Genomic DNA, 23,424 nt, shown 5'->3' with positions numbered 1-23,424 from the left:
CCTTTAAATTAGCACTGCTAGTTTAATGCCGCAGCCCTACTATGTGCGCCATGGCCCGACCGCGCAAGCCCCTGCTGAGCACCGACCGCATCGTCGTCACGGCGCGGGACCTCGTGGACGCGGAGGGCCTGGCGGCCGTCTCCACCCGCCGCCTCGCCGCCGAACTGGGGGTGAGCGGCCCGTCGCTCTACAACCACTTCCGCACCAAGGACGAGATCCTGGAGGCGGTCGCGGACTCGGTGAGCGCGCAGGTCGACCTGTCGATGTTCGAGGACGGCCGGGACTGGCGGACCGCGCTGCACGACTGGGCGGTCTCCTACCGGGCCGCGTTGCGCGACCACCCGAACATCGTGCCGGTGCTCGCCCGTGGCCCCGGCCGCCGCCCCGCCGCGCTGCGGCTGGCCGACGCGGTCTACGGCGCGATGGTCGAGGCGGGCTGGCCGCCGGCCCAGGCGACCTCCATCGGCGCGCTGATGCGGTACTTCATCATGGGCTCCGCGCTCGGCTCCTTCGCCGGCGGTTTCGTGGACGACGCCAGCGCCTACGACCCGGCCGACTATCCGCACCTCGGGCAGGCGCACCTGCTGGCCGAGCAGCAGGAGAAGATCGACGAGCGGGCCTTCGAGGCGGGTCTGACGGCGCTGCTCGACGGGCTGGCGCGGCAGTACGAGCGGGCCGGGCAGCAGGCGTAAGGACACTTCGGCGGGCGCCGAAGCGTGCGTGCCGCATGCTGGTCGCATGACCGCCAAGAACCCCCAGGCGCCCGGACTCGCCGCCCTCGCCGCTCTCATCGCCGACGAGACGCGGGCCGCCTGTCTGCTGGCGCTGCTCGACGGGCGGGCGTGGACGGCCGGTGAACTGGCCCGGCACGCGGGCGTCGCCGCGTCCACGCTGAGCGAGCACCTGGGCAAGCTGGTCGCGGGCGGGCTGCTCGTCGAGGAACGGCAGGGGCGGCACCGGTACGTGCGGCTGGCCGACGCGCGGGTGGCCCAGCTCGTGGAGGACCTCGCCGCGCAGGTCGCGCCAGGGGCGGTCCGGCCGCCGCGCGGTCTGCGGGAGGCGAGCGCCGGATCGGCGATGGCGCGGGGACGCACCTGCTACGACCATCTCGCCGGGCGGCTCGGGATCGCGGTGACCGACGCGCTGACCGCGCGCGGACTGCTGCGGCAGGACACCGGGTTCGCGCTCACGGACGCCGGGGTGGGGTGGTTCGGCGCGGTGGGCATCGGGCTTGACCGACGCGGCCGGCGCCCGCTGGCCCGCGCCTGCCTCGACTGGACCGAGCGCCGGCCCCATCTCGCGGGCGTCGCGGGCGCCGCGCTGTGCCGGCACGCGCTGGACGCGGGCTGGTGCGTGCGCGTCGGCACCGAGCGGGCCGTGAAGGTGACACCGGCGGGCGAGCGCGCGCTGTCCGACCTGCTGGGCATCGCCACTACGGCCCTGCGCTGAGCCGGGTACCCGCCCGGCCTCCCCGTCCGGGAACCGCGAGCTCGCGTGCCGTCGAGCCGCCTGACCTACTGACCTGCTGACCTGCTGACCTGCTGACCTCTGGAGACATGATGAAGTTCACCCCCGGTCGCCTGGCCGCCGGTGCGGCCGCCGTCACCGTGGTGCTCTGGGCCTCGGCCTTCGTGTCGATCCGCAGTGCGGGCGACGTGTACTCACCCGGTGCGCTGGCGCTGGGACGGCTGCTGGCCGGGGCGGTGACTCTCGTCGCCATCTGTCTCGTACGGCGGGAGGGCCTGCCGCCGCGGACGGCGTGGCGCGGGATCGCGCTGTCGGGGGTGCTGTGGTTCGGCTTCTACATGGTCGCGCTGAACTGGGGCGAGCAGCGGGTGGACGCCGGGACCGCCGCCCTCGTGGTCAACGTGGGCCCGCTGCTGATCGCGCTGCTCTCGGCGCGGCTGCTCGGCGATCCGATGCCGCCGAGGCTGCTGGCGGGCATGGGCGTGTCCTTCGCGGGCGCGGTGACCGTCGGGCTCTCGATGTCCGGCGGGGGCGGGTCGTCGCTGGTCGGAGTGGTGCTGTGCCTGCTCGCGGCCCTCGCCTACGCCTGCGGTGTCGTGGCGCAGAAGCCGGCGCTGGGCCGGGCGAGCGCGCTCCAGGTGACGACGTACGGCTGTCTGGTGGGCGCGGCGGCCTGCCTGCCGTTCGCCGGGCAACTGGTCCACGAGGCGGCCCGCGCGCCGCTGCCGGCCACACTGAACATGGTCTACCTGGGCGTCTTCCCGACCGCGCTGGCGTTCACCACCTGGGCCTACGCCCTGGCCCGGACGACCGCGAGCCGGATGGGCGCGACGACGTACGCGGTGCCCGCGCTGGTGGTCCTGATGTCATGGCTGGCGCTCGGCGAGGTGCCGGGCCGACTGACGCTGGGCGGCGGGGTGCTGTGCCTGGCGGGCGTGGCGGTATCGAGATCCCGGCCTCACCGACGACGTCACGACCGGCCCACGGCGGAGAACCGGCCGCGCCCCGAACGAGTGCCGTAGAACGGCGGCAAGCCGCCGACCACGACCCGTACGGCAGCCGCCCCCACCCGGCGCGGCTGCCGTACGGGCCGCCCGCGCCGAGCGGAAGCCGCAGGCAGGCGCTCCGTCCCGGCCGCATACCGAGAGGCGGACGTCACGGCCCGAGCGAAGCCAGGGCAGGCGCACCCGCCCCGAACCGGCGCCGTAAGCAGTGCGCCCCGCGCCGAGCGCAAGCCGCAAGGCGGGGCCGCCCACCCCGGGACGCCGTCATGCGGACGCGCCCGCCGCCGAAGCGCGTGCCGTATGGGGGCGTCCCGCCCCGAACCGGTGCCGTGAGGCAAAGGCACCCGCCCCCAACCGGTGCCGTGAGGCAGAAGCTAGGGCCCCGAGCCGGCGCCGTAAGGCGAGCCCCCGCCCCGGGCGGAAGCCGCAAAGCGGGAGCGCCCGTCCCGGGCCGGTGCCGTGAGGTGGGGGGCCGCGTGGGGGTCAGAAGGTGACCAGGGCGCGGGCGCCCTTGCTCGCCTGCATGTTTTCGAAGGCGGACGGGATGCCGTCCAGGGTGATGCGTTCGGTCACCAGGGCGGTGAGGTCCAGGCTTCCGGCGCGGACGTGGGCGGCGAGGAGGGGCAGGTCCTCGGCGGGGTCGCAGTTGCCGTAGACGCAGCCGGACAGGGTGCGGCCCCAGTGGAAGATCTCCAGGGCGTTGAAGGTGACCTGCTCGTCCTTGCCGCCGATGCCGACGACCGTGGTGCGGCCACCGCGCCGGGTGGACTCCCAGGCGGCGCGGATGCTGACCGCACGGCCCGCGCACTCCACGGAGACGTCGACGCCCTGCCCGCCGGTGAGGGCGCGGATCTCGCGGGGGGTGTTCGCGGAGGCGACGACGTAGTCGGTGGCGCCCGCGCGCCGCGCGAGTTCCTCCTTCTCCGGGGTCACGTCGACGGCGACGATCTTCGCCGCGCCCGCGATCCGGGCGGCCTGGAGGGTGGCCAGGCCCACCCCGCCGACGCCGAACACCGCGACGCTCTCGCCCTCGCGCACCCGCGCCGAGTGGTGGACGGCGCCGTATCCGGTGAGGACGGCGCAGCCCAGCAGGGCGGCGTCGGCGAGCGGCACGCCGTCGGGCAGCGGGAGCACGCAGGGGGCGGCGACCACCGTCTCCTCGGCGAAGGCGGCGACGTTGAGGCCGGGGTGCAGCTCGGCGCCGTCGGCGGCGCGGGTGGCGTGGACGCCGGCGGCGCCGTTCAGCGCGTTGGCGCACAGCCACACCTCGCCGAGCGAGCAGGCGTGGCACTCGCCGCAGGAGGGCGCCCAGTTGAGGACCACTCGGTCGCCGGGCGAGACGTGGGCGACCCCTTCGCCGACGGCGAGGACGGTGCCCGCGCCCTCGTGGCCCAGGACGGCCGGGACCGGCACGCGCATGGTGCCGTTGGCCAGCGACAGGTCGGAGTGGCAGACCCCGGCGGCGGCCAGGCGCACGCGGACCTGGCCGGGGCCGGGCTCGGGCAGCTCGATCTCCGTGATCTCCAGCGGGGCGCCGATGGCGGGCAGGACGGCGGCACGTACGGCCATGGTGGCGTGGCTCCTGGGTCGGCTGGGACTTGAAAGGACTGGCCTGGAACTGGAAGGGGTCAGAACTGAAGCGACTTGGTCTGGAGGTACTCGGCCAGCCCGTGCGCGCCGAGCTCGCGGCCGACGCCGGACTGCTTGTAACCGCCGAACGGGGCAAGGGGGTTGAACCGGCCGCCGTTGATGTCGACCTGGCCGGTCTCCATCCGCCGGGCGAAGGCGACCGCCTCGGCCTCGTCGCCAGCCCAGACCGCGCCGGCCAGGCCGTACACCGTGCCGTTGGCGATGCGCAGGGCGTCGTCCTCGTCGTCGTAGCGCAGGACGGACAGGACCGGGCCGAAGATCTCCTCCTGGGCGACGGTCATGCCGGGGGTGACGTCGGCGAGGACGGTGGGGCTGACGAAGTAGCCGCGCTCGTACGGGGATTCGGGGCCGCCCGCGACGATGCGGGCGCCCTCGGCGACGCCCTTCTCGATGTAACCGAGCACGCGCGAGCGCTGCTTGGCGTTGACCACCGGGCCGATGCGGTCGCCGTACTTCGCGGCGGCCGCGGCGGCCAGCTCCACCGCCTCGTCGTACTGGTCGCGGTGGACCAGCATGCGGGTCCACGCGCTGCACGTCTGGCCGGAGTTGGACATGACGTTGGCGACGCCGACGTTCACCGCCTTGGCGAGGTCGGCGCTCGGCAGGATGACGTTGGCGGACTTGCCGCCCAGCTCCAGGGCGACCTTCTTGACGGCGGCGCCCGCGGTGGCGCCGATGCGCCTGCCCACGGCGGTGGAGCCGGTGAAGGAGACGAGGTCGACGCCGGGGTGTTCGGCGAGGGCCTGCCCGGCGACCGGGCCGAGCCCGGTGACCAGGTTGAACACCCCGGCCGGGATCCCCGCCTCGTCGACCGCCTCGGCGAACAGCTGGGCGGTGAGCGGGGTGTCCTCGGCGGGCTTGAGCACGATCGTGCAGCCGGCGGCCAGCGCGGGGGCCGCCTTGGCGACGATCTGGTGCAGCGGGTAGTTCCAGGGGGTGATCGCGCCGACCACGCCGACCGGCTCGTGGAACACGGTGGAGTTGCCGACCTTCTCCTCGAAGGCGTACGTCGCGGCCAGGTCGGCGTAGGAGCCGGCGACCGCGATCGGAACGCCCGCGTGGACCGCCTGGGAGAACGGCAGCGGCGAGCCGAGCTCGGCGGTGACGGTCTCGGCGATCTCGTCCTTGCGAGCGACGAGGACGTCCCGCAGGGCCGCGAGGCGGGCGGCGCGCTCGGCGGGCGGGGTGGCCGCCCAGGCGGGGAAGGCGGCGCGGGCGGCGCGCACGGCCGCGTCGACGTCCTCGGCGGTGCCCGCGGGGACGGTGGCGATGACCTGCTCGTCGGCCGGGTTCACCACCTCGATGGCGTCCCGGCCGGCGGCGGGGCGCCAGGCGCCGTCGATGTACATGCCGTCGTGTGCCTTCATGGTGCTCCTCCGGGGCGGGCGTACGTCGTGGCGCCCGGCTCGCTCGCACGGCCGTGCCGGTGCGCGTCACAACCTACCGACTGACCCCATAAACTAGCGCCGATAGTTTTCCGGCGCCAGACGCGTCCGGCGGGGTGTCCGGGGTCACTCCTCCAGGTCGGGCAGATGGTCCGGGGCCGGGCAGATGCGCTCGCCGTGCTGGTCGAAGACGAAGAGGTGGGCGAGGTCGACCAGGAGCGGCACCTGCATGCCGTACCGGAGCCGGATGTCGGGAGTGGTGCGCACGACCAGGTCGCCGGGCAGGCGCCCGTCCGGGGACAGGGCCGTGTCCGGGTCCGGGCCGGTGTCCGCGGGGTGGTCCATCACCACCACGGGACCCGCGCGCAGGGTGCCCGCCTTCTCGCGCAGGCGTTCCAGGACGGTGCCCTCGCGCCGGCGCCGCCGCACCGGACGGCGGGACGGGCGCGCGGCCTCCAGGTCCGGTACGACGGCGGGGCGCGACCCGGTGTCGAAGTGCACGAGGACCTCGTGCCCCTGGAACTCCATGTGCTCCACCAGCCCGGTGATCTCCACCTCGCCGGGCCGCGCCCACGAGGGCGATGCGAGTCCCCCCTGTTCGCGCGAGGCCGAGAACCTGGGGGAGATGCGCACGGCCTCCGAGCGCAGGCCCACGATCACCTCGCGGCCCTGCTGGACGCGCAGCAACTGGTGGTCCAGGGACAGCGGTTCGGGCAGTCGCAGGAACTGCTTGCCGAGGCTGATGGTCATGGCGCCGTCCAGCGGGGCCCGCACCAGGCCGCGCAGGAGGTTGATGCGCGGGGTGCCGATGAAGGCGGCGACGAAGACGTTGCGCGGCAGCGCGTAGACGGCGCGCGGGGTGCCGACCTGCTGGAGCACCCCGCCGCGCAGGACCGCGACCCGGTCGCCCAGCGACATCGCCTCGGCCTGGTCGTGGGTGACGTAGACCGTGGTGACGCCCAGCTCCCGGGTCAGCTTGGCGATCTCGGCGCGCAGGTGGTTGCGGAGCTTGGCGTCGAGGTTGGACAGCGGCTCGTCCATCAGGAAGGCGGAGGGGTGGCGGGCGATGGCCCGGCCCATGGCGACGCGCTGGCGTTCGCCGCCGGAGAGCTGGCTGGGGAAGCGTTCGAGGAGGTCCTCGATGCCGAGCATGCGGGCGGTGGCGTTCACGCGGTGGCGCGGGTCGGCCCCGGGCGACTCGATGCGCAGCGGGAAGCCGATGTTGTCGCGGCTGGTCATGTTGGGGTAGAGCGCGAAGTTCTGGAAGACCATCGCCATGTCGCGCCCGGAGGGCGGCAGGTCGTTGCCGTACTCGCCGTCGAGGAGCAGCTGTCCCTCGGTGATCTCCTCCAGTCCGGCGATCATCCTGAGCACCGTGGACTTGCCGCAGCCGGAGGGCCCGAGCAGTACCAGGAACTCGCCGGGCGCGATGTCGAGGGAGAGCCGGTCCACCACCCGGACGCCCTTGGTGTAGGTCTTGCTCACGTCGTGCAGAGAGATGGCGCGTGTCATGAGGGGTGCCCCCCGGGGCTCACTCACCCGGAGCGCTGGCGCTCCGCGTCGGACGCCTCGTGCGGGTCGTACGGGGCGTGTGAGTCACGGAAGTTAACGGAATGTGCGCGCCCGGGGGAAGACAACGGTCGTGATCGGGCGGACGAGTCCACCAGGTGAGAAAGCGGACGGTCCCGTTCAGAGGCCGGGGCCGCGGGGGCGGGCTCAGGTCGCCGAGGTCAGGTGGGCGAAGACGACCACGTTGCTGGAGTAGCCGGCCCTGCGGGTGTAGAGGCCGCCGCAGGTGATGACGCGGAGTTCGGGCCGGCGGACCGGGCCGTACACCTCCTTGTCGGGGAAGCGGCTCTTGTCGAAGACCCGCACCTTGTCCACGGTGTAGACGGCGGTACGGCCGTCCGCGCGCCGGATCTCGATGTGGCGGCCGGGTCCGACCTGGCCGAGCGCGGCGAAGACGGCGGCGCCGGTGGTGGTGTCGCGGTGCCCGACCGCGACCGCGGTGCCGGCCTCGCCGGGCGTGGGGCCGCCCGTGTACCAGCCGACGAGCTTCGGCTTGTCGACCGGGGGCGTCTCCAGCCGGCGGTCCTTGTCGAGGCCGACGCCGATGACGGGGGCGTCGACGCCGAGGGAGGGGATGCGCAGGGAGACGGCGCGGGACCTGGGCAGGGGGGCGGGCGGGGGCGGGGACGGTGCCGTACCGGTGGGCGGGGCGGACCGCTCGTCCTCCCGCGCGCTCGGGCCGGTGCGGCCGGAGGAGCCCGGTGAGCGGGAGGCCGGAACCGAGGCGCCCGGGCCCGCGGCTCGGGCCGGTGCCGCGGGCTCGAGGTGTGCCCCGCACCGGACCCCCGCCGTGACCAGGACGACCGCGAGCACGGCCGTCCTGGCGAGTCGGTAGGCGCGGGTCCGGTGCCAGGGCCTGCGTCGGCGCCTACGCGGCGCCATGGGGGCGCCGGCGGATCAGCCGGAAGTACACGACCCCGCTGACCACCACGAGGCCGACGGCCGCGGCGCCCGTCAGCGGCGAGAAGGCGTCGGCCGTGCGGGCCAGACCGCCGCCGCCCGCGTGGACGCCGCCCCTGGGCGGGCCCTCACGGTCGTCCTTGCCGGAGGCCGGTCCCCCGCGCTGGTCCTCGTGGCCGCGCCCAGGGTCATCGTTGCCGCGGCCCTGGTCCTCGATCTGGTGGCCGGGCCCCTGGGCGCCGTCGTGGCGCTCGTTCTCCTCGCGGCAGTTGACGCGGAAGATCTTCACCTTGGGGGTGCCGGTGGGCACGGTCCACATGAGCGTGTACTGCCCGTCGGTCAGGCTGATCGGATCGCTGTGCCCGGCGCCGCCGGTGAGGACGAGGGTGCCGGTCACGGTGGCCGTGCTGGGCAGCGGAGGGTTGGCCTGGATCATGTACGTGAGGCGGGTGAGGCTGTCGAAGTTGACGCCGTCGAGATAGAACCGGCAGACCGCCGGGTCGTCCTTCGGGACGCCGAAGGGCACGCCCACGCGGTGGATCTTGATGTCGCCGTCGTCACCGGGGGCGGCCATGGCGGGTGCCGCCATCCACGTGGCACCCACCGCCGTCAGGGCCGTGAGAGCGGCGGCGGCACCGACGCGGGAGCCGAGGATGCGTGGGAGTGTCAGGGTGGGCATGCGCGCTCCTCAGAGTCAGACGATTTTCATACAAATCGCTCTTTCACCTGACTCTCTTTCACGTCCGCCCCCGAGCGGAGCGGCAAGCAGGCCGACACGCCGCCCGAAGTCCCCCGTCCGGCCCAGCCGCGGCCGGGCCGGAGCTCGCGTCTCAGCCCGCGGGGGTCAGCTCGACGGGTACGCCGTTGAGGACCGCGTTGCCCGAGAGCGGGTCGAGCAGGCTGCCGTCGAGGAGCTGGTTGACGTTGACGCCGGGGTCCGTGGCGGCGTGCGCCAGCCGGGTGCCGGGGCGGTCGTGGCCCCAGCCGTGCGGGAGGCTCACCACTCCGGGGCGTATGCCGTCGGTGACCTCGGCCGGCGCCGTCACCTCGCCGCCGGCGCCCTTGACGCGCACCGGGGCGCCGTCGGCGATGCCGAGGCGGCCGGCGTCGTCGGGGTGGATGTGCACGGTGCAGCGGTTGGAACCGCCGGTGAGGGCGGGCACGTTGTGCATCCAGCTGTTGTTGGAGCGCAGGTGGCGGCGGCCGACGAGGACCAGCGCGGCCGGGCTTGCGTGCAGGGCCTCGCGCAGGCGGGGCAGGTCGCCGGCGATCGGCGCGGGCAGCAGCTCGATCCTGCCGGAGCGGGTCCGCAGCGGCTGGGGCAGGCGGGGCCGCAGCGGTCCGAGGTCGATGCCGTGCGGGTGGGCGAGCAGCTTCTCCAGGCTCAGCCCGTCCGGGCGGGCGCCGAAGCCGTCGCCGTACGGGCCGAGGCGCAGCATCATGTCGAGGCGCCGCTCGGGGCCGTCGGCGCCGGTGAGTCGTGCGGCGAGGTCGCGCGGATCCCGGCCGTGCACGGGCGAGTGCGGGTCCGCGGCCGCCTTGCCGAGGCTCTGCTCGATCACCATGGCGTCCACCGCCGCCGGGTCGGCGCCGTGCTTCCCCAAGCTCTCGGCTTCGCTCGAGCAGGGGAGACCCCAATCGGTGGCGGCGAGGATCAGCCGGGCCAGGATCTCGGTCTCGGCCATCCGGCCGGGCTCGAGGGGGACGGCCGGGCGGGTGTAGCGGACCTGGTTGCGCACGGCGAGGGTGTTGAACGCGAAGTCGTGGTGCGGGCTCTGCGCGGGCGGGGGCGGGGGCAGTACCACGTGGGCGTGGCGCGAGGTCTCGTTGAGGTACGGGTCGACGCTCACCATGAAGTCCAGGGAGCCGAGGGCCTTGTCGAGCCGGTCGCCGTCGGGGGCGGACAGCACGGGGTTGGCGGCCACGCAGACCAGGGCGCGGATCGGCTCCCCCTCGTCGGTGGCGGTGTCGATCTCCTCGGCGAGCGCGGAGATCGGCAGCTCGCCCTTGGCCTCGGGGTGGCCGGCGACCCGGGAGCGCCAGCGGCCGAGCGCGAACCCGCGGCCGGGGCCGGCCGGGCGCGGCGTCCGGTCGGTGGCGGCCTGCGGGAAGAGCGCGCCGCCGGGCCGGTCGAGGTTGCCGGTGAGGATGTTGAGGACGTCCACCAGCCAGCTGGCCAGGGTGCCGTGCGGGACGGTGCAGCTGCCGATGCGGCCGTAGACGGCGGCGGTGGGGGCGGCGGCGAGTTCGCGGGCGAGGGTGCGGATCAGCGCCGCGTCCACGTCGCAGGCCCGCGCCACGGCCTCGGGGGCGAAGTCGCGTACCGCCTCCCGGAGTTCGGGCAGCCCCTCGACGTGCGGCGCGAGGTCCTTCAGGTCGGCGAGGCCCTCCTCCAGGAGCACGTGGGCCATGGCCGCGAGGAGCAGGGCGTCGGAGCCGGGCCGGACGGCTATGTGCCGGTCGGCCAGACGTGCGGTGCGGGTGCGGCGCGGGTCGACGACCGTGAGGGTGCCGCCGCGGGCCCTGAGCGCCTTGAGCTTGCCGGGGAAGTCGGGGGCGGTGCACAGACTGCCGTTGGACTCCAGGGGGTTGGCGCCGATCAGGAGCAGGTGGTCGGTGCGGTCCAGATCGGGCACGGGGATGGCGTTGGCGTCACCGTAGAGCAGTCCGCTGGAGACGTGCTTGGGCATCTGGTCGAGAGTGGAGGCGGTGAACAGGCTGCGCGTGCCGAGGGCGGCGAGCAGGACGGGCGGGTAGAGGGCGCCGGCCATGGTGTGCACGTTGGGGTTGCCGAGGACGACGCCGACGGAGTGCGGTCCGTACCGCTCGACGACCGGCCGTATCCCGGCGGCGACCGCGTCGAACGCCTCCTCCCAGGTGGCCTCGCGCAGTTCGCCGTCCCGGCGGACCAGGGGGGTGCGCAGCCGGTCGGGATCGCCGTCCACGGCGCCGAAGGAGGCGCCCTTCGGGCAGATGAACCCCTTGCTGAACACGTCGTCGCGGTCACCGCGCGCGCCGGTGACGCGGGTTCCGTCGACGGTGAGCGTCAGCCCGCAGGTGGCCTCGCACAACGGGCAGATTCGCAGGGCGGTGCGGGACACGGGGCCTCCCGGGGTATGCGCGACAACGGCGTCCGCAGAGCATACCGACCGGTATGCACGCAGGGGACCCCCCGGCGCGCACCGATGGGGAAACCGTGACCGGCCGGCCGGAGCGGCGCGCCGAGCGGCGCGCCGGCGCGGTGTGCGCCGGCCGCGCCCCGCGCGTCGGCCTAGTGGCCGTCAGTCGAGCACTCGGCCCAGGTAGGCGCGCAGCAGTTCGCGTATCTCGGTGATGATCTTCTCGTCGCCCTCCGGGTCCACGCGGAAGGCGAGTTGGACGAGGGCGTCGGCGGTCTCGACGGCGATCAGGAAGGTGCGGCGCAGGTCGTCGTCGGGCTCGCGGCGCAGATGGACCGAGAGCAGGTCGGTGAGGCGGTCGGCGACCCGGCGGTTGGGCTGTGCCTGCCCGGCGCCGATCGGGATCTGGTTGCCGAAGTCGACCAGGGAGAAGCCGGGCGCGGTCCGCTTCATCGCCAGGTACTCGTCCAGCACCGCGTCCATCGCCGCGCGCCAGCACGTATCCCCCGACTTCCGCAGCCGCTCCCCGACCCGCTCCGTGTACCGCTCCAGGTTGCGCTGGGCCAGCGCGTCGACCATCGCTCGCTTGTTGCCGAAGAAGCGGTAGACGGAGCCGATGGGCACACCGGCCCGTACGGCGACGGCGCGCGTGCTCAGGGCGTCGTAGCCGACCTCGTCGAGGAGGTCGGCGCAGGCGTCGAGGATCCTGGTCAGCCGTTCGGCGCTGCGCCTCTGCACGGGCGCGCGACGGAGCGGGGTCGCATGGGGCACGGCCCTCATGATGCCGTCCCCCGGCGACCGGGTGAAGCTCGCCCCTGGTTCACGGGGGCGGGATCAGGACCACCGGGCGGGGCGGAACCCGGTCATGTCCCGTTCACGCTCCTGCCATCCCTCCCCCAAGAGCGGGCAATGGCCTGGTCATGGGCCCGGACCGCCACGCCCGGCGGCCACCCTCGCCTTGCCCGGTGACCGCCCACCGCCTGCCCACCCCCTCCCGCCGGGCACACCCCAGCCGCCCGCCCATCACGCCCCCGGCCTTCCGCTCGCCGCGTGCCCGGCCGATCCGGTCGGGTCCGGACCGGGCTCGGAGGCGGTGATGTCGGCCGTGCTCTGCACGGGCCTGCCCTCCACCGCCCACACCGTCCCGTCGTCCGCGTACAGGCGGGCCGTGATGTGGTGGGTGCCGCGGGGGACCAGACGGGCGGCGAGGTGGTACTCGGGGGTGCGCAGGCGGCAGACGAGGCGGCCGTCCACCAGCAGGTGGGCGAGCCCGCGCCCGGCCACCGCCCGGGCCGCCGTGCCGGCCGGCGAGAAGCGGAAGCGGCGCACGGTCAGCCGTACGTCCCAGCTGCCGCCGGCGTCCGGCTGGACCTCGACGCCGACCTCGGGTGCGCTCTTCCTGCCCACCTCGCGGTAGCGCCGCCCCGCCTCGTCGGTGTGGTCCAGGAGCTTGCCCACCGGCGTGGCCGAACCGCCCTTCCCGTGCCCCCGCGCCCCGCCCGAGCCGCAGCCCGCCGCACCGGCGAGCAGCAGGAGACAGACGGCGAGCGCCGCGAGGGGTGCGCGCGTCCACGACGACATGCCGGGAGCGTAGAACGGCGGAGCGCGCGCCTCATCCCCCTGGGGTCTGGTTCCGGCTGCTACCCCGGAAGGAGGACCGAAGTACCTCTTGCGCGCGGGAAAACGCAATCCTACGGTGTCCCATAGGAATCAGGTTGCAAGGGAGCGATCATGAGCGGGGACGCACGCAAGACCGCCGAGAAACTGGCCTACCTCTCCGGTTTCGGCAACGAGCACAGCTCCGAGGCGGTTCCGGGCGCGCTGCCCGAGGGCCGCAACTCCCCGCAGCGCGCCCCCCTCGGGCTGTACGCGGAGCAGCTGAGCGGTTCGGCGTTCACCGAGCCGAGGGCGAACAACCGCCGCTCGTGGCTGTACCGTATCCGCCCCTCGGCCGCCCACCCGGCGTTCACCCGCGGCGGCAACGGCCAGTTGCGCACCGCGCCGTTCAACCAGACGGTGCCCGACCCCAACCGCCTGCGCTGGAACCCGCTGCCCGAGCCCGGGCCCGGCACGGACTTCCTGGCCGGCCTGTGGACCCTCGGCGGCAACGGCGACGCCACCCAGCGCACCGGCATGGCCGTGCACCTGTATCACGCCAATTCCTCGATGGAGCGCGTCTTCAGCGACGCGGACGGCGAGCTGCTGATCGTCCCCGAGCGCGGCGGGCTGCTGCTGCGCACGGAGTTCGGCCTGCTGCACGCGGAGCCCGGCCACGTGGCGCTGGTCCCGCGCGGGGTGCGCTTCCGGCTGGAACTGCTGGACGACTCGGCCAGGGGTTACGTCTGCGAGAACTACGGCGCCCCCTTCCAGCTGCCCGACCTCGGCCCCATCGGCGCCAACGGCCTCGCCAACGCCCGTGACTTCATGGCGCCGGTCGCCGCCTACGTGGACACCGAGGGCCCGGTGGAGGTGGTGAACAAGTTCTGCGGCAACCTGTGGACGGCCACCTACGACCACTCCCCCCTCGACGTCGTCGCCTGGCACGGCAACCACGTCCCGTACGTCTACGACCTGCGCCGCTTCAACGTGATCGGCACGATCTCCTACGACCACCCGGACCCGTCGATCTTCACGGTGCTGACCTCGCCGAGCGACACCCCCGGGCTGGCCGGCGTGGACTTCGTCGTGTTCGCGCCGCGCTGGCTGGTGGGCGAGGACACCTTCCGGCCGCCGTACTTCCACCGGAACGTGATGAGCGAGTACATGGGCCTGATCGAGGGCGCCTACGACGCGAAGGCGGAGGGCTTCGTCCCGGGCGGCGGCTCGCTGCACAACATGATGTCGGCGCACGGCCCGGACCGGGAGACGTTCGAGCGGGCGAGCGCGGCGGAACTGCGGCCGCAGAAGGTCGACGACGGGCTGGCGTTCATGTTCGAGACGCGCTGGCCGTTGACGCTCACCCCGCAGGCGGCCCGCGCCGAGCACCTCCAGCAGGGCTACGACGACGTCTGGCAGGGCCTCGAGCGCCACTTCCGCCCCTTGCACTGATCGTTCGCTACCGGTACGGATGGCCCGTGACCTCCTTCGCCCCGGATTCGATCGTCCTGAACCGCAAGCTGCCGCTGTGGTACCAGGTGTCGCAGTCGCTGCGCGCCTCGATCCTCGGCCGCTCCCCGCGGGACCCGCTCCGGCTGCCCACCGAGGAGCAACTGGCCGGGCACTACGGGGTGAGCGTGCTCACCATGCGACAGGCGCTGAAGGAACTGGAGGACGAGGGGCTGATCTCCCGTCACCGGCGGCGCGGCACGTTCATCGAGCCCGGAGTCCGGCGGGGCGCCCCCGTGCGGCTGCTGGGCTCGGTGGACGCCATCGTGGCCCAGCAGTCCGGCATGACGACCGAGTTGCTGGACCACGGCACCGCGCCCGTGCCCGCCGAACTCGCCGACCACTTCCCCGGTCTGGAGGAGGTGGGGGCCTACCACCGGCTGCGCAGCGACGAGAAGACCGGCGAGCCGACCAACCACGCCCGCAACTACGTCCGTCCGGAACTGGCCCACCGGATAGCCCCCGAGGACCTGGTGCGCTGGCCGATGACCAAGGTGCTGCGGGACGTGGTGGGCGCCGGCATCAGCCGGATCACGGACACCGTCGAGGCGCGGCTGGCCGACCCGGAGACCGCGCGGCTGCTCCAAGTGCCGCTGCTCAGCCCGATCCTGCACTACACGGGCATCACCTACGACACGGCGGGGAGGCCGCTGGACGTGGCGGTCATCCACTACCGCGGCGACCGCTTCTCGTTCACGGTCACGCTCGACGCCACCTGACCGGCCGTCGTGGCAGGTCGTACGATGCCCGGCGTGACGCACGACGACGCTGTGCCGCTGGGCGACCTCATGCCGTGGTCCGTCGCGCCGCCACGGCTCGGCCGGGCGTGGCCGGCGGCGCCCGACGCGAGCTGCCTGAAGGCCCGTTGGGAGGCGCTGCTGAAGGCCGAGGGGCCCGACAGGGAGGCGCTGTTCGGGCCGACGCGCTCACGGACGCCGTACACGGCGGTCGGCCAGCTGCCGGGACGGCGGGGCGGCACGGAGAAGCTGATCCGCGCCTCGGGCCCGTGCCCGGAGCCGGTACGGGTGCTCGCGGCGCCGTTCGACGAGCAGTGGCTGATCCCCGACCAGCGGCTGATCGACGCGGCGCGGCCCGAGCTGTGGCGGGTGGCGGACGCCCATCAGGTCTTCGTGCTGGAGACACCCGCCGGTACGGCGGCTCCCGCCCTCCTGGCCACGTCCCTGCTGCCCCTGCTGCGCCCGGGCCGCGTCCACCCCCTGTACCGCCGCCCGGGCGGCCAGGAGCCGAATCTGGCGCCGGGGCTGACGGAGTTCCTCGCCGCCCGCCTCGGGCACGCTCCCGCGCCCGCCGAGGTCCTGGCCTGGGCGCTGGCCTCGGCGCGGCCGGGGCCGGACGGACCGGCCGTCCCGCTGACGTCCGACGCGCGGGCGTGGGCGCGGGGCGTGGAGCTGGGCCGTCGCATGCTGTGGCTGATGCGCCGGGACGGTGACCGCCCGAAGCTCCCCGGCGGCCGCCGCCCCTATGTGCGCGCGCCCCTGCCGGCCCGGCCGCTGACCCTGCGCTACGACCGGGACGAGGAGACCCTGCACCTCGACGAGGGCCGCGTCGCACCGGTGCCGCCCGAGGCCTGGGACTTCGAGGCGGACGGCGTACGGGTGCTGGAGCAGTGGTTCGCGGCCCGGGCCGCGGAGGGCGAGCCGGGCACCCTGACGGCGATCCGCCCGGCCACCTGGCCCCAGGCGTGGACCTCGGAACTCCTCGAGCTGATCACGGTCCTGGCCCTCCTCGCCGAACTGCGGCCCCGCCGGGACGCGTTGACGTTCCCGGACCGGATCGCCCCGGCCGTGCTGCGCTCGGCGGGCGTCCTCCCGGCGCCGGCGGCGTCCCGCCGCCCCGCCTCCGTCCTGGACCACCACGAGGAGGGCCCGGAGGGCCAGTTCGCCCTGCTCTGACGGGCCGGGAGGCGGGCCGGCGGCCGGGTCAGCCGCGTGGCGTGAAGGCGTCCAGCACCCGTCCGAGGGCCCGCTCGAAGACGGCCTCCAGGTCGACCGGGCCGGCGCCCTCCGCGAAGGTCGCGGCGAGGCGCGGGTAGGCGCCGGTGGCGACCTGCGAGCCCAGGTAGGCGATCCGGACGGCGGTCTCCCGCTCCTCCGACCAGGGCAGGGAGCGGGTGCGCTCGGCGACGGCCAGTTCGTTGGCCACGTACATCGTCACCACGGCGTTGAGCATGGCGACGAGTTCCATCTTGGTGCCGCGGGAGACCTCCAGCGGGTCCAGACAGGCCAGGCAGTGCTCGAGGTAGCGCAGGGCGTTGGGGCTGAAGCCGTAGATCCCCGACATCAGGCGGGGCAGCCAGGGGTGCCTGCGCATGAGGGCCCGGGTCTGGTGGCCCACGCGGAGCATGTCGGCCCGCCAGTCGCCGGTCGGCTCCCACAGCTCGTGCTCGCCACTGACGGCGTCCACCATCAGCTCGTACAGGTCCTCCTTGCGGGGGACGTAGTTGTAGAGCGACATGGTGCCGCAGCCGAGCTCGGCGGCGACGTGCCGCATGGACACGGCGTCCAGACCCCCGGCGTCGGCGAGGCGCACGGCGGCCGCCGCGATGTCGCCGCGCCGGTACGCCGGTTTCGGCCCCCGGCCCGTGCGTTCGGGACGGGCCCAGATCACCTCGGGTTCGTCCCCTCGGCCCACCATCGGTCATCACCTCGCCCACCATCGTAGTTACGTACGCCGTACGTAATGCGCTATGGTCACACCATGACGACTACGTACGCTGTACTTAGTGAAGGACTGGAGAAGCGTTTCGGCGATGTCCACGCCCTGCGCGGGCTGGACCTCGCGGTCGCCGAGGGCACGGTCTGCGCGCTGCTGGGGCGCAACGGGGCGGGCAAGACGACGGGCGTACGGCTGCTGACGACGCTGCTGCGGCCCGACGCGGGCTCGGCGCGGGTCGCGGGCCACGACCTCGTCCGCGAGCCGGCCGCCGTGCGCGCCCTGCTCGGCGTCACCGGGCAGCACACCTCGGTCGACGGGGACCTGACCGGACGGCAGAACCTGCGGCTGTTCGCCCGGCTCCACCGGGTGCGGGACGCGGCGGGGCGGGCCGACGAGCTGCTGGAGCGGTTCGGGCTCACCGAGGCCGCCGACCGGCGCGCGGCGACCTACTCGGGCGGCATGCTGCGCCGGCTCGACCTCGCGGCCGGGCTGCTGCGCCGGCCGCGCGTGCTGTTCCTCGACGAGCCGACGACGGGGCTCGACCCGGCCGCGCGCAACAGCGTGTGGGACACCGTGCGGGAGCTGCGGCAGCAGGGCACCACGGTGCTGCTGACCACCCAGTACCTGGAGGAGGCCGACCAGCTCGCCGACGAGGTCGCCCTGGTGGACCGGGGCCGCGTCGCGCACACCGGGTCGCCGGCCGAGCTCAAGGCGCTGGTCGGCTCGCACGCCGAGGCGGTCGTCGCGCGGGCCGAGGCGATGACGGCGGCGGCCGGGGTGCTCGACCGGCTCACGGGCGCCGAGCCGGTCTTCGACCGCGACCGCTGCGCCGTGGGCGCCGTCACCACCGACCCGACCCTGACCCTGCCCCGGCTGGTGCGCGAACTCGACGCCGCGGGCGTGCCGTTGCTCGACGCGAGCCTGAGACCGCCCACGCTCGACGACGTGTTCCTGCGGCTCACCTCGGAGCCCGGCGGTCTCGAGGAGGTCGCGGCATGAGCGCGCTGGTGTACGACGGGACGGCGATGGCCGGGCGGCAGCTGCGCCGGGTCCGCAACAACCCGGGGATCACGGTCCTCACCCAGGTCATGCCGGTCAACATGCTGCTGTTCTTCGGCTACGTCTTCGGCAGCGCGCTCGCGGTGCCCGGCCGTGAGTACCGCTCGTTCCTGGTGCCCGGGCTGCTGGTGGCGACCGCGGCGGGCGGCGTCATGACGGGGATGTTCCAGGCCGCCCAGGACTCGCACCGGGGCGTGATGGACCGCCTGCGCACCATGCCGGTGAGCCGGGCGGCCGTGCCGCTCGGGCAGGCGGTGGCGGACCTGGTGGTCACCGCGATCGGCACGGTGCCGCTGCTGCTGGCGGGGCTCGCCGTGGGCTGGCGGGTTCAGGGCTCGGCCGGCGGGGTGCTGGGCGCGGTGGGGCTCCTGCTGCTGTTCCGGTTCGCGTGCACCTGGACCGGGATCCTCCTCGGGCTCCTCAGCCGCAGCGAGGAGGCGGCCGGGCAGCTGGGCGCGTCCACCTTCGTGCTGCCGCTGCTGTCCAACGCCTACATCCCCACGGACAACCTGCCCGGATGGCTGCGCACCCTCGCCGAGTGGAACCCGATCAGCGCGGTGACCACCGCCCTGCGCGACCTCTTCGGCAACGCCCCGGTCCCCGCCGGCGCCGCCTGGCCGGTGGCCCATCCGGTCGCGGGCTCCCTGATCTGGTGCGCCGTGCTGCTCGCCCTGTCGGCCCCCCTCGCCGTCCGCCGCTGCGCCCGGGGCTGACAAGCGCACCGGCCGCGGGACATGATCGCCGGTATGGAAGGTCTCCCGCTGCCCCTGGAGGGCATCACCGTCGTCGCCGTCGAACAGGCCGTCTCGGCGCCGTTCGCCACCCGGCAGCTCGCCGATCTCGGGGCCCGGGTGGTGAAGGTCGAGCGGGTCGACGGCGGCGACTTCGCGCGCGGCTACGACACCGCCGCCGCCGGGCTCGCCTCGCACTTCGTGTGGTGCAACCGGGGCAAGGAGTCGATCGCCCTCGACCTCAAGGACCCGCGCGGGCTCGCCGTCCTGCGGCGGCTGGTCGCCGGGGCGGACGTGTTCGTGCAGAACCTCGCCCAGGGCGCGGCTGCCCGCCTCGGCCTGGACGCGGCCACGCTGTGCGCCGCGCACCCGAGGCTGGTCGCGGTGGACATCTCCGGGTACGGCGCGGGTGGCCCGTACGCCGGGCAGCGGGCGTACGACATGCTCGTGCAGTGCGAGGCGGGGCTGGTGTCGGTGACCGGGACGCCGGAGCAGCCGGTGAAGGCGGGCATTCCGGCGGCGGACGTCGCGGCCGCCATGTACGCCTTCTCGGGCGTGCTCGCGGCCCTGGTCCGGCGCGGCACGACCGGCCGGGGCGGCCCGGTGGAGGTGTCGATGCTGGAGGCGCTGGCCGAGTGGATGGGGCACCCGCTGCACCACGCCATGCACGGCGGGACCGCCCCGGCCCGCACCGGCCTCGCGCACGCCGTGATCGCGCCGTACGACGCCTACCCGACGGCGGACGGCGGCCGGGTGCTGCTGTCGGTGCAGAACGACCGGGAGTGGCGCAGGCTCGCCGAACAGGTCCTCGGCCGGCCGGGGTTGGGCTCGGACCCGGCGTTCGCCACGAACGCGGCGCGGGTCGCGCACCGGGACCGCACCGACGAACTGGTCGGCAAGGCGCTGGGCGGGATGGACGCGGACGAGGCCGTGGCCCGGCTGTCGGAGGCGGGCATCGCCTGCGCGCGGCTGCGGGACGTGCACGAGCTGGCGCAGCACCCGCAGCTGGCGGCCCGTGAGCGGTGGCGGGAGGTGGGCACGCCGGTGGGGCCGTTGAGAGCGCTGCTGCCGCCGATCACGCTGCCGGGCGGGGCGGAGCCGCGCATGGGTGAGGTGCCCGCGCTCGGACAGCACACCGAGGCGCTGCTGCGTGCCGTGGGGATGACGGACGAGGAGATCGCAGCGCTGCGCCGGGACGGTGTGGTGGCCTGAGTGCGGGCCCGGTGAGGGGGCCGGAGGGTCGCGCCGGTACGGCTCAGCGCCCGCCGAACAGCGAGCGGCGCAGCCGGCGCAGCGGTGCGAACAGCGACACGCGGCCGACCCGTGCGCCCCTGCCCGTGCGGTCCCGCGCGTCACGTGCGGTCAGCTCGCGCATCAGCGACGTCGCCTCGGCCGTCTCCCGCTGCGGGACGGCCGGTCCCGACAGCACCGAGAGATGGCGGTCGAGGCGCGAGCTGGTCGCGCTGCTTCCGCAGGTGATCGCAGGGACCCTGGCCCTGCTGCGCACTGTTATCTGCTCCATGTCACTCCCCACCCGTACGAGTCCACCCGGCCCGGGCAGAGTAACCCTATCGCCCCGTGGGGGCACTCGTGTATCGCGGTCACAGGATTCACCTTCCCTGTAAGGGTGTTGACGATTACTCTCCGAATCCGACCGATTTCAAGGCGAGTTGAACAATTGGCCGCGTAGTGGGCTGAGCTGACCCGCCGTCGGGTTCGAGGGTGACGGCGAGTGACGTGGCGGAGCGGGCGAGACCGGAGGCGACCAAGGGCGTGTCACCCGCGAAGAGCCCGAGGGAGCGCGGTTGTGCGCCGGGGCGCATGAGCCAGAGCTGGCGCACCCGGCCGCCGGGCGGGGCCGGATATCCGCTGAGCGTGACGACGGCCCGCCCCTCGGATGCGGAGGCGATCACTCCGATACGGCGGCCCCGCGCGTCCTGGCCGGTGGTGGCGCGGGCGTCGGAGGCGGACAGAACGTGTGCGATCTCACGCGCCCGGTCCCGCTGGGCGTTCAACTCGTCCTGCGTACGGCCCGCTTGGACGGCGAACAGCCCGGCCACGACGAGGGCCGCGGCGGCGGTCGCGGTGGCGAACGGGACGAACAGGGGGCGCTGCCGGGGCGCACGGACGCGCGCCGGGGGCGGCTGCGTACCCCAGACGTGCGGGGGCAGTTGGGGCGTGTGCTCCCGCGCGGGCGCGGGGTCCTGCGGAGTGGTCCGTACGGCGGCCAGCACCCGGTCGCGCAGCTCGGCGGGCGGCCGGACCGCGGCGGACCAGGCCAGCCGGACCGCGTCCTCGCTCAGGTCCCGCACCTCCGCCTCGCAGCGCGCGCAGTTCCTCAGGTGCCTCTCGAAGCGCACCCGCTCGGCGGGCTCCAGCGCGTCCAGGGCGTAGGGCGCGGCCAGGGAGTGCAGACCCTCGCGGCCGAACATGCGGGCGAGCAGGCTCATGCGACACCCCCCAGGCACTCGCGCAGCCGGGTCAGCCCGTCGCGCATGCGGGTCTTGACGGTGCCCAGCGGCAGCGAAAGCCGCTCGGCCACCTCACGGTAGGTGTAGCCGTCGTAGTACGCGAGGGTGACGGACTGGCGCTGGAGGGTGGTGAGGCGCTTCAGGCAGCGCCGCACCCACTCGCGCTCCAGGCCCGCCTCGACCTCCTCGGCGACGTGGTCGAAGGCGGGGAACCCGGCCCGGGCGGCCTCGCGCTGCTCGCGTTCGCCGGCCGCGCGGGCGCTGCGCACCCGGTCGACGGCGCGTCGGTGGGCGACGGTGAGCACCCACGACAGGGCGCTGCCGCGCCCGGGGTCGTACCGGGCGGCGGAGCGCCACATCTCGAGCAGTACCTCCTGGGTCACCTCCTCGGACTGCGCGGGGTCGCGCACCACGCGCCGCACCAGTCCGTACACGGGCCCGGACACCAGCCCGTACAGCTCCTCGAAAGCCTTCTGGTCGCCCCCTGCCACGAGCACCAGGAGTTCGTCCGCCTCCACTCGTGTCCCCCTCTCCGCCGGCGCACGCCCGCGCCGCTCACATCACGCGAGGTGCGCCCCCGGGCGCACCCCTTGGACGGAATACGGATGCGCGGGCCGAAAACGCGGGTCGAGCAGGGAGAAAGAAAAATCCGCGGCCCGACCAATCCGCCCCCGCCGGTTCTCCGAATGCCCGAGCGACAGGCAAGTCGGCACTGAGGACGGATCGGCATGACACCTTTCTCCAGTCTCTTCGGGGACCGTTCGGGGCGGCGCGGGGGTATCGCCTCCCTCCTCTGCGGCGCGCTGGCCGCCGGGGCGCTCGCGGCGGCCGGCACGGCCGCGCTGGTGCCCGGGACGGCCTCCGCCTCCAGCCACCGTGAGGCCCCTCTGATCTCGGGGACCCCGCAGTACGACAACACGGACGTGTACGCCTTCGTCAGCCCGGACAAGCCCGACACCACGACGATCGTGGCGAACTGGATCCCGTTCGAGGAGCCGGCCGGCGGACCGAACTTCTACACGTTCGCGGACGACGCCCAGTACGACCTGCACGTCGACAACAACGGCGACGCGCAGAGCGAGCTGATCTTCCGGTACACGTTCAGGACGCACGTGAAGAACAAGAACACCTTCCTGTACAACACGGGCCCGGTGAAGAGCCTCGACGACCCGAACCTCAACGTCACGCAGACGTACGACCTCGACCTCATCAAGCTGCGCCACCAGAAGCAGGTGTCCAGGACGCGCCTCGCGGACGACGTGCCGGTGGCGCCGTCCGACGTCGGCAAGGCGTCCATGCCGGACTACGGCAAGCTGCGCTCCCAGGCCGTCCACAAGACCGCGAGCGGCGCGTCGACGTTCGCCGGCCAGGCCGACGACCCCTTCTTCGCCGACCTGCGCGTCTTCGACCTGCTGTACGGCGGCAACCTCTCCGAGGTCGGCAACGACACCCTCAAGGGCTACAACGTCAACACCATCGCCCTCCAGGTGCCGAACGACATGATCCGCGAGTCGGAGAAGCAGCCGGTCGTCGGCATATGGTCCACCACCCAGCGCAAGAACGCCCGGGGCGGCTGGACCCAGGTCTCCCGGCTCGGCAACCCGCTCGTCAACGAGGTCGTCAACCCGCAGAAGGACAAGGACAGGTTCAACGCGTCCGCGCCGTGGGACGACGCGCAGTTCCTGAAGAACGTCACCCACCCCGAACTGCCCAAGCTCATCGAGCAGATCTACAAGATCAAGGCCCCGGCGGAGCCGCGCAACGACCTCGTCGACGTGTTCCTCAAGGGCGTGAAGGGCCTCAACCAGCCGCCGAACGTCCGCCCGGCGGAGGAGCTGCGCCTGAACACCTCCGTCAAGCCGGCCGCCCACCCCAAGCGGCTGGGCGTCCTCGACGGCGACAACGCGGGCTTCCCCAACGGCCGCCGGCTCACCGACGACGTGGTCGACGAGGCACTCCAGGTGATGGAGGGCGCGCTGGTCGGCGCGAAGAACGACCTGGGCGACGCGGTGAACGAGAACGACAAGCAGTTCGAGAAGAACTTCCCCTACGTCGCCGAGCCGACCTCGGGTTCGCGCGGGCCGCTGGCCAAGGGCACCAAGAGCGGTACGGACGTGCGCAGCCAGCTGGGCGACGCGCTCCAGCCCGCCGGCGCCTCGGGCGGCACGGACAACACGGTGCTGATCGCCGGTTCGGCGGCCGCGGGCGCGGCCGGGATCCTGCTGATCGGCACCGCTCTGGCCTGGTGGCGCCGCCGGATGCAGCGCCCGTACTGACCCACGCCCCCA

General features: G+C 74.0%; 22 protein-coding genes. 10 read left to right on the top strand and 12 right to left on the bottom strand.

What is annotated here, in order from left to right; genetic code table 11:
- Window positions 1-41: 41 nt before the first annotated feature.
- The 3 genes from IE217_RS29690 (at window position 42) to IE217_RS29680 (ending at window position 2,489) form a co-directional block, all read left to right on the top strand.
- A complete protein-coding gene (locus tag IE217_RS29690; protein ID WP_190181045.1) occupies window positions 42-692 on the top strand; it encodes a TetR/AcrR family transcriptional regulator in 651 nt (216 codons plus the stop codon).
- Between the two features lie 46 nt (window positions 693-738).
- A complete protein-coding gene (locus tag IE217_RS29685) occupies window positions 739-1,449 on the top strand; it encodes an ArsR/SmtB family transcription factor (protein ID WP_190181044.1) in 711 nt (236 codons plus the stop codon).
- 107 nt (window positions 1,450-1,556) lie between these two features.
- Window positions 1,557-2,489: a DMT family transporter gene (locus IE217_RS29680; protein WP_373298162.1), complete on the top strand. Its 933-nt coding sequence runs from the start codon at window positions 1,557-1,559 to the stop codon at window positions 2,487-2,489.
- A 465-nt stretch (window positions 2,490-2,954) separates the two neighbouring features.
- Here IE217_RS29680 and IE217_RS29675 read toward each other — a convergent pair whose 3' ends face one another.
- The 8 genes from IE217_RS29675 to IE217_RS29640 form a co-directional block, all read right to left on the bottom strand.
- Entirely contained in the window at window positions 2,955-4,040 is a 1,086-nt protein-coding gene (locus tag IE217_RS29675; protein ID WP_190181043.1) for a Zn-dependent alcohol dehydrogenase, read from the bottom strand.
- Between the two features lie 59 nt (window positions 4,041-4,099).
- Entirely contained in the window at window positions 4,100-5,488 is a 1,389-nt protein-coding gene (locus IE217_RS29670) for an aldehyde dehydrogenase family protein (protein WP_190181042.1), read from the bottom strand.
- A gap of 144 nt (window positions 5,489-5,632) precedes the next feature.
- Window positions 5,633-7,018 carry an ABC transporter ATP-binding protein gene (locus tag IE217_RS29665; protein ID WP_190181041.1) on the bottom strand — a complete coding sequence of 462 codons (1,386 nt, stop codon included), beginning with the start codon at window positions 7,016-7,018 and terminating at the stop codon, window positions 5,633-5,635.
- 204 nt (window positions 7,019-7,222) lie between these two features.
- On the bottom strand, window positions 7,223-7,957 hold the full coding sequence (locus tag IE217_RS29660; protein ID WP_190181040.1) for a class F sortase: 735 nt from the start codon (window positions 7,955-7,957) through the stop codon (window positions 7,223-7,225).
- The gene (locus IE217_RS29655; RefSeq protein WP_190181039.1) at window positions 7,944-8,654 is read right to left on the bottom strand and encodes a hypothetical protein; all 711 of its coding nucleotides are present in this window, start codon (window positions 8,652-8,654) and stop codon (window positions 7,944-7,946) included. Before IE217_RS29655 ends, IE217_RS29660 begins: the two co-directional genes overlap by 14 nt.
- A 151-nt stretch (window positions 8,655-8,805) precedes the next feature.
- Window positions 8,806-11,076, bottom strand: coding sequence for a molybdopterin oxidoreductase family protein (locus tag IE217_RS29650; RefSeq protein WP_190181038.1), 2,271 nt, complete (start codon window positions 11,074-11,076; stop codon window positions 8,806-8,808).
- 180 nt (window positions 11,077-11,256) lie between these two features.
- Window positions 11,257-11,874: a TetR/AcrR family transcriptional regulator gene (locus tag IE217_RS29645; RefSeq protein ID WP_190181037.1), complete on the bottom strand. Its 618-nt coding sequence runs from the start codon at window positions 11,872-11,874 to the stop codon at window positions 11,257-11,259.
- A 243-nt stretch (window positions 11,875-12,117) separates the two neighbouring features.
- Window positions 12,118-12,675, bottom strand: a complete 558-nt coding sequence (locus IE217_RS29640; RefSeq protein ID WP_190181036.1) for a hypothetical protein — start codon at window positions 12,673-12,675, stop codon at window positions 12,118-12,120.
- A gap of 150 nt (window positions 12,676-12,825) precedes the next feature.
- Between IE217_RS29640 and hmgA the strand changes: the two genes are divergently transcribed.
- From hmgA to IE217_RS29625, 3 genes are read left to right on the top strand one after another with little or no spacing between them, the layout of a single operon-like run.
- Window positions 12,826-14,142: a homogentisate 1,2-dioxygenase gene (gene hmgA / locus IE217_RS29635; protein ID WP_190181035.1), complete on the top strand. Its 1,317-nt coding sequence runs from the start codon at window positions 12,826-12,828 to the stop codon at window positions 14,140-14,142.
- Window positions 14,143-14,168: 26 nt separating this feature from the next.
- Window positions 14,169-14,918 (top strand): GntR family transcriptional regulator, encoded by a 750-nt coding sequence (locus IE217_RS29630; protein WP_190181034.1) that lies wholly within the window; start codon window positions 14,169-14,171, stop codon window positions 14,916-14,918.
- Window positions 14,919-14,942: 24 nt separating this feature from the next.
- Window positions 14,943-16,112 (top strand): type ISP restriction/modification enzyme, encoded by a 1,170-nt coding sequence (locus IE217_RS29625; RefSeq protein ID WP_190181033.1) that lies wholly within the window; start codon window positions 14,943-14,945, stop codon window positions 16,110-16,112.
- A 28-nt stretch (window positions 16,113-16,140) separates the two neighbouring features.
- Here IE217_RS29625 and IE217_RS29620 read toward each other — a convergent pair whose 3' ends face one another.
- On the bottom strand, window positions 16,141-16,854 hold the full coding sequence (locus tag IE217_RS29620; protein WP_190181032.1) for a TetR/AcrR family transcriptional regulator: 714 nt from the start codon (window positions 16,852-16,854) through the stop codon (window positions 16,141-16,143).
- 63 nt (window positions 16,855-16,917) lie between these two features.
- Between IE217_RS29620 and IE217_RS29615 the strand changes: the two genes are divergently transcribed.
- The 3 genes from IE217_RS29615 to IE217_RS29605 are packed head-to-tail and all read left to right on the top strand — an operon-like array spanning window position 16,918 to window position 19,877.
- The gene (locus tag IE217_RS29615) at window positions 16,918-17,874 is read left to right on the top strand and encodes an ATP-binding cassette domain-containing protein (RefSeq protein WP_190181031.1); all 957 of its coding nucleotides are present in this window, start codon (window positions 16,918-16,920) and stop codon (window positions 17,872-17,874) included.
- Window positions 17,871-18,647, top strand: a complete 777-nt coding sequence (locus IE217_RS29610; RefSeq protein WP_190181030.1) for an ABC transporter permease — start codon at window positions 17,871-17,873, stop codon at window positions 18,645-18,647. The genes IE217_RS29615 and IE217_RS29610 overlap by 4 nt, the downstream gene beginning before the upstream one ends.
- Window positions 18,648-18,680: 33 nt before the next feature.
- The gene (locus tag IE217_RS29605; RefSeq protein ID WP_190181029.1) at window positions 18,681-19,877 is read left to right on the top strand and encodes a CaiB/BaiF CoA transferase family protein; all 1,197 of its coding nucleotides are present in this window, start codon (window positions 18,681-18,683) and stop codon (window positions 19,875-19,877) included.
- A 43-nt stretch (window positions 19,878-19,920) separates the two neighbouring features.
- On the opposite strand, the gene IE217_RS29600 is transcribed toward IE217_RS29605, so the two are convergent.
- The 3 genes from IE217_RS29600 to IE217_RS29590 form a co-directional block, all read right to left on the bottom strand.
- Window positions 19,921-20,187 (bottom strand): hypothetical protein, encoded by a 267-nt coding sequence (locus tag IE217_RS29600; protein ID WP_190181028.1) that lies wholly within the window; start codon window positions 20,185-20,187, stop codon window positions 19,921-19,923.
- A 115-nt stretch (window positions 20,188-20,302) separates the two neighbouring features.
- Window positions 20,303-21,115 carry an anti-sigma factor gene (locus tag IE217_RS29595; protein ID WP_190181027.1) on the bottom strand — a complete coding sequence of 271 codons (813 nt, stop codon included), beginning with the start codon at window positions 21,113-21,115 and terminating at the stop codon, window positions 20,303-20,305.
- A complete protein-coding gene (locus tag IE217_RS29590) occupies window positions 21,112-21,654 on the bottom strand; it encodes a sigma-70 family RNA polymerase sigma factor (RefSeq protein ID WP_189708322.1) in 543 nt (180 codons plus the stop codon). The genes IE217_RS29595 and IE217_RS29590 overlap by 4 nt, the downstream gene beginning before the upstream one ends.
- 210 nt (window positions 21,655-21,864) lie before the next feature.
- Here IE217_RS29590 and IE217_RS29585 point away from each other — a divergent pair, with 210 nt between their 5' ends.
- A complete protein-coding gene (locus IE217_RS29585; protein ID WP_190181026.1) occupies window positions 21,865-23,412 on the top strand; it encodes a DUF4331 domain-containing protein in 1,548 nt (515 codons plus the stop codon).
- Window positions 23,413-23,424: the final 12 nt, after the last annotated feature.

The sequence above is a fragment of the Streptomyces naganishii JCM 4654 genome, from assembly GCF_014650575.1.
Taxonomy (GTDB): Bacteria; Actinomycetota; Actinomycetes; order Streptomycetales; family Streptomycetaceae; genus Streptomyces; species Streptomyces naganishii.
Note: the sequence above shows the minus strand (reverse complement) of the source record. Positions and strands in the feature narration are given on the sequence as shown.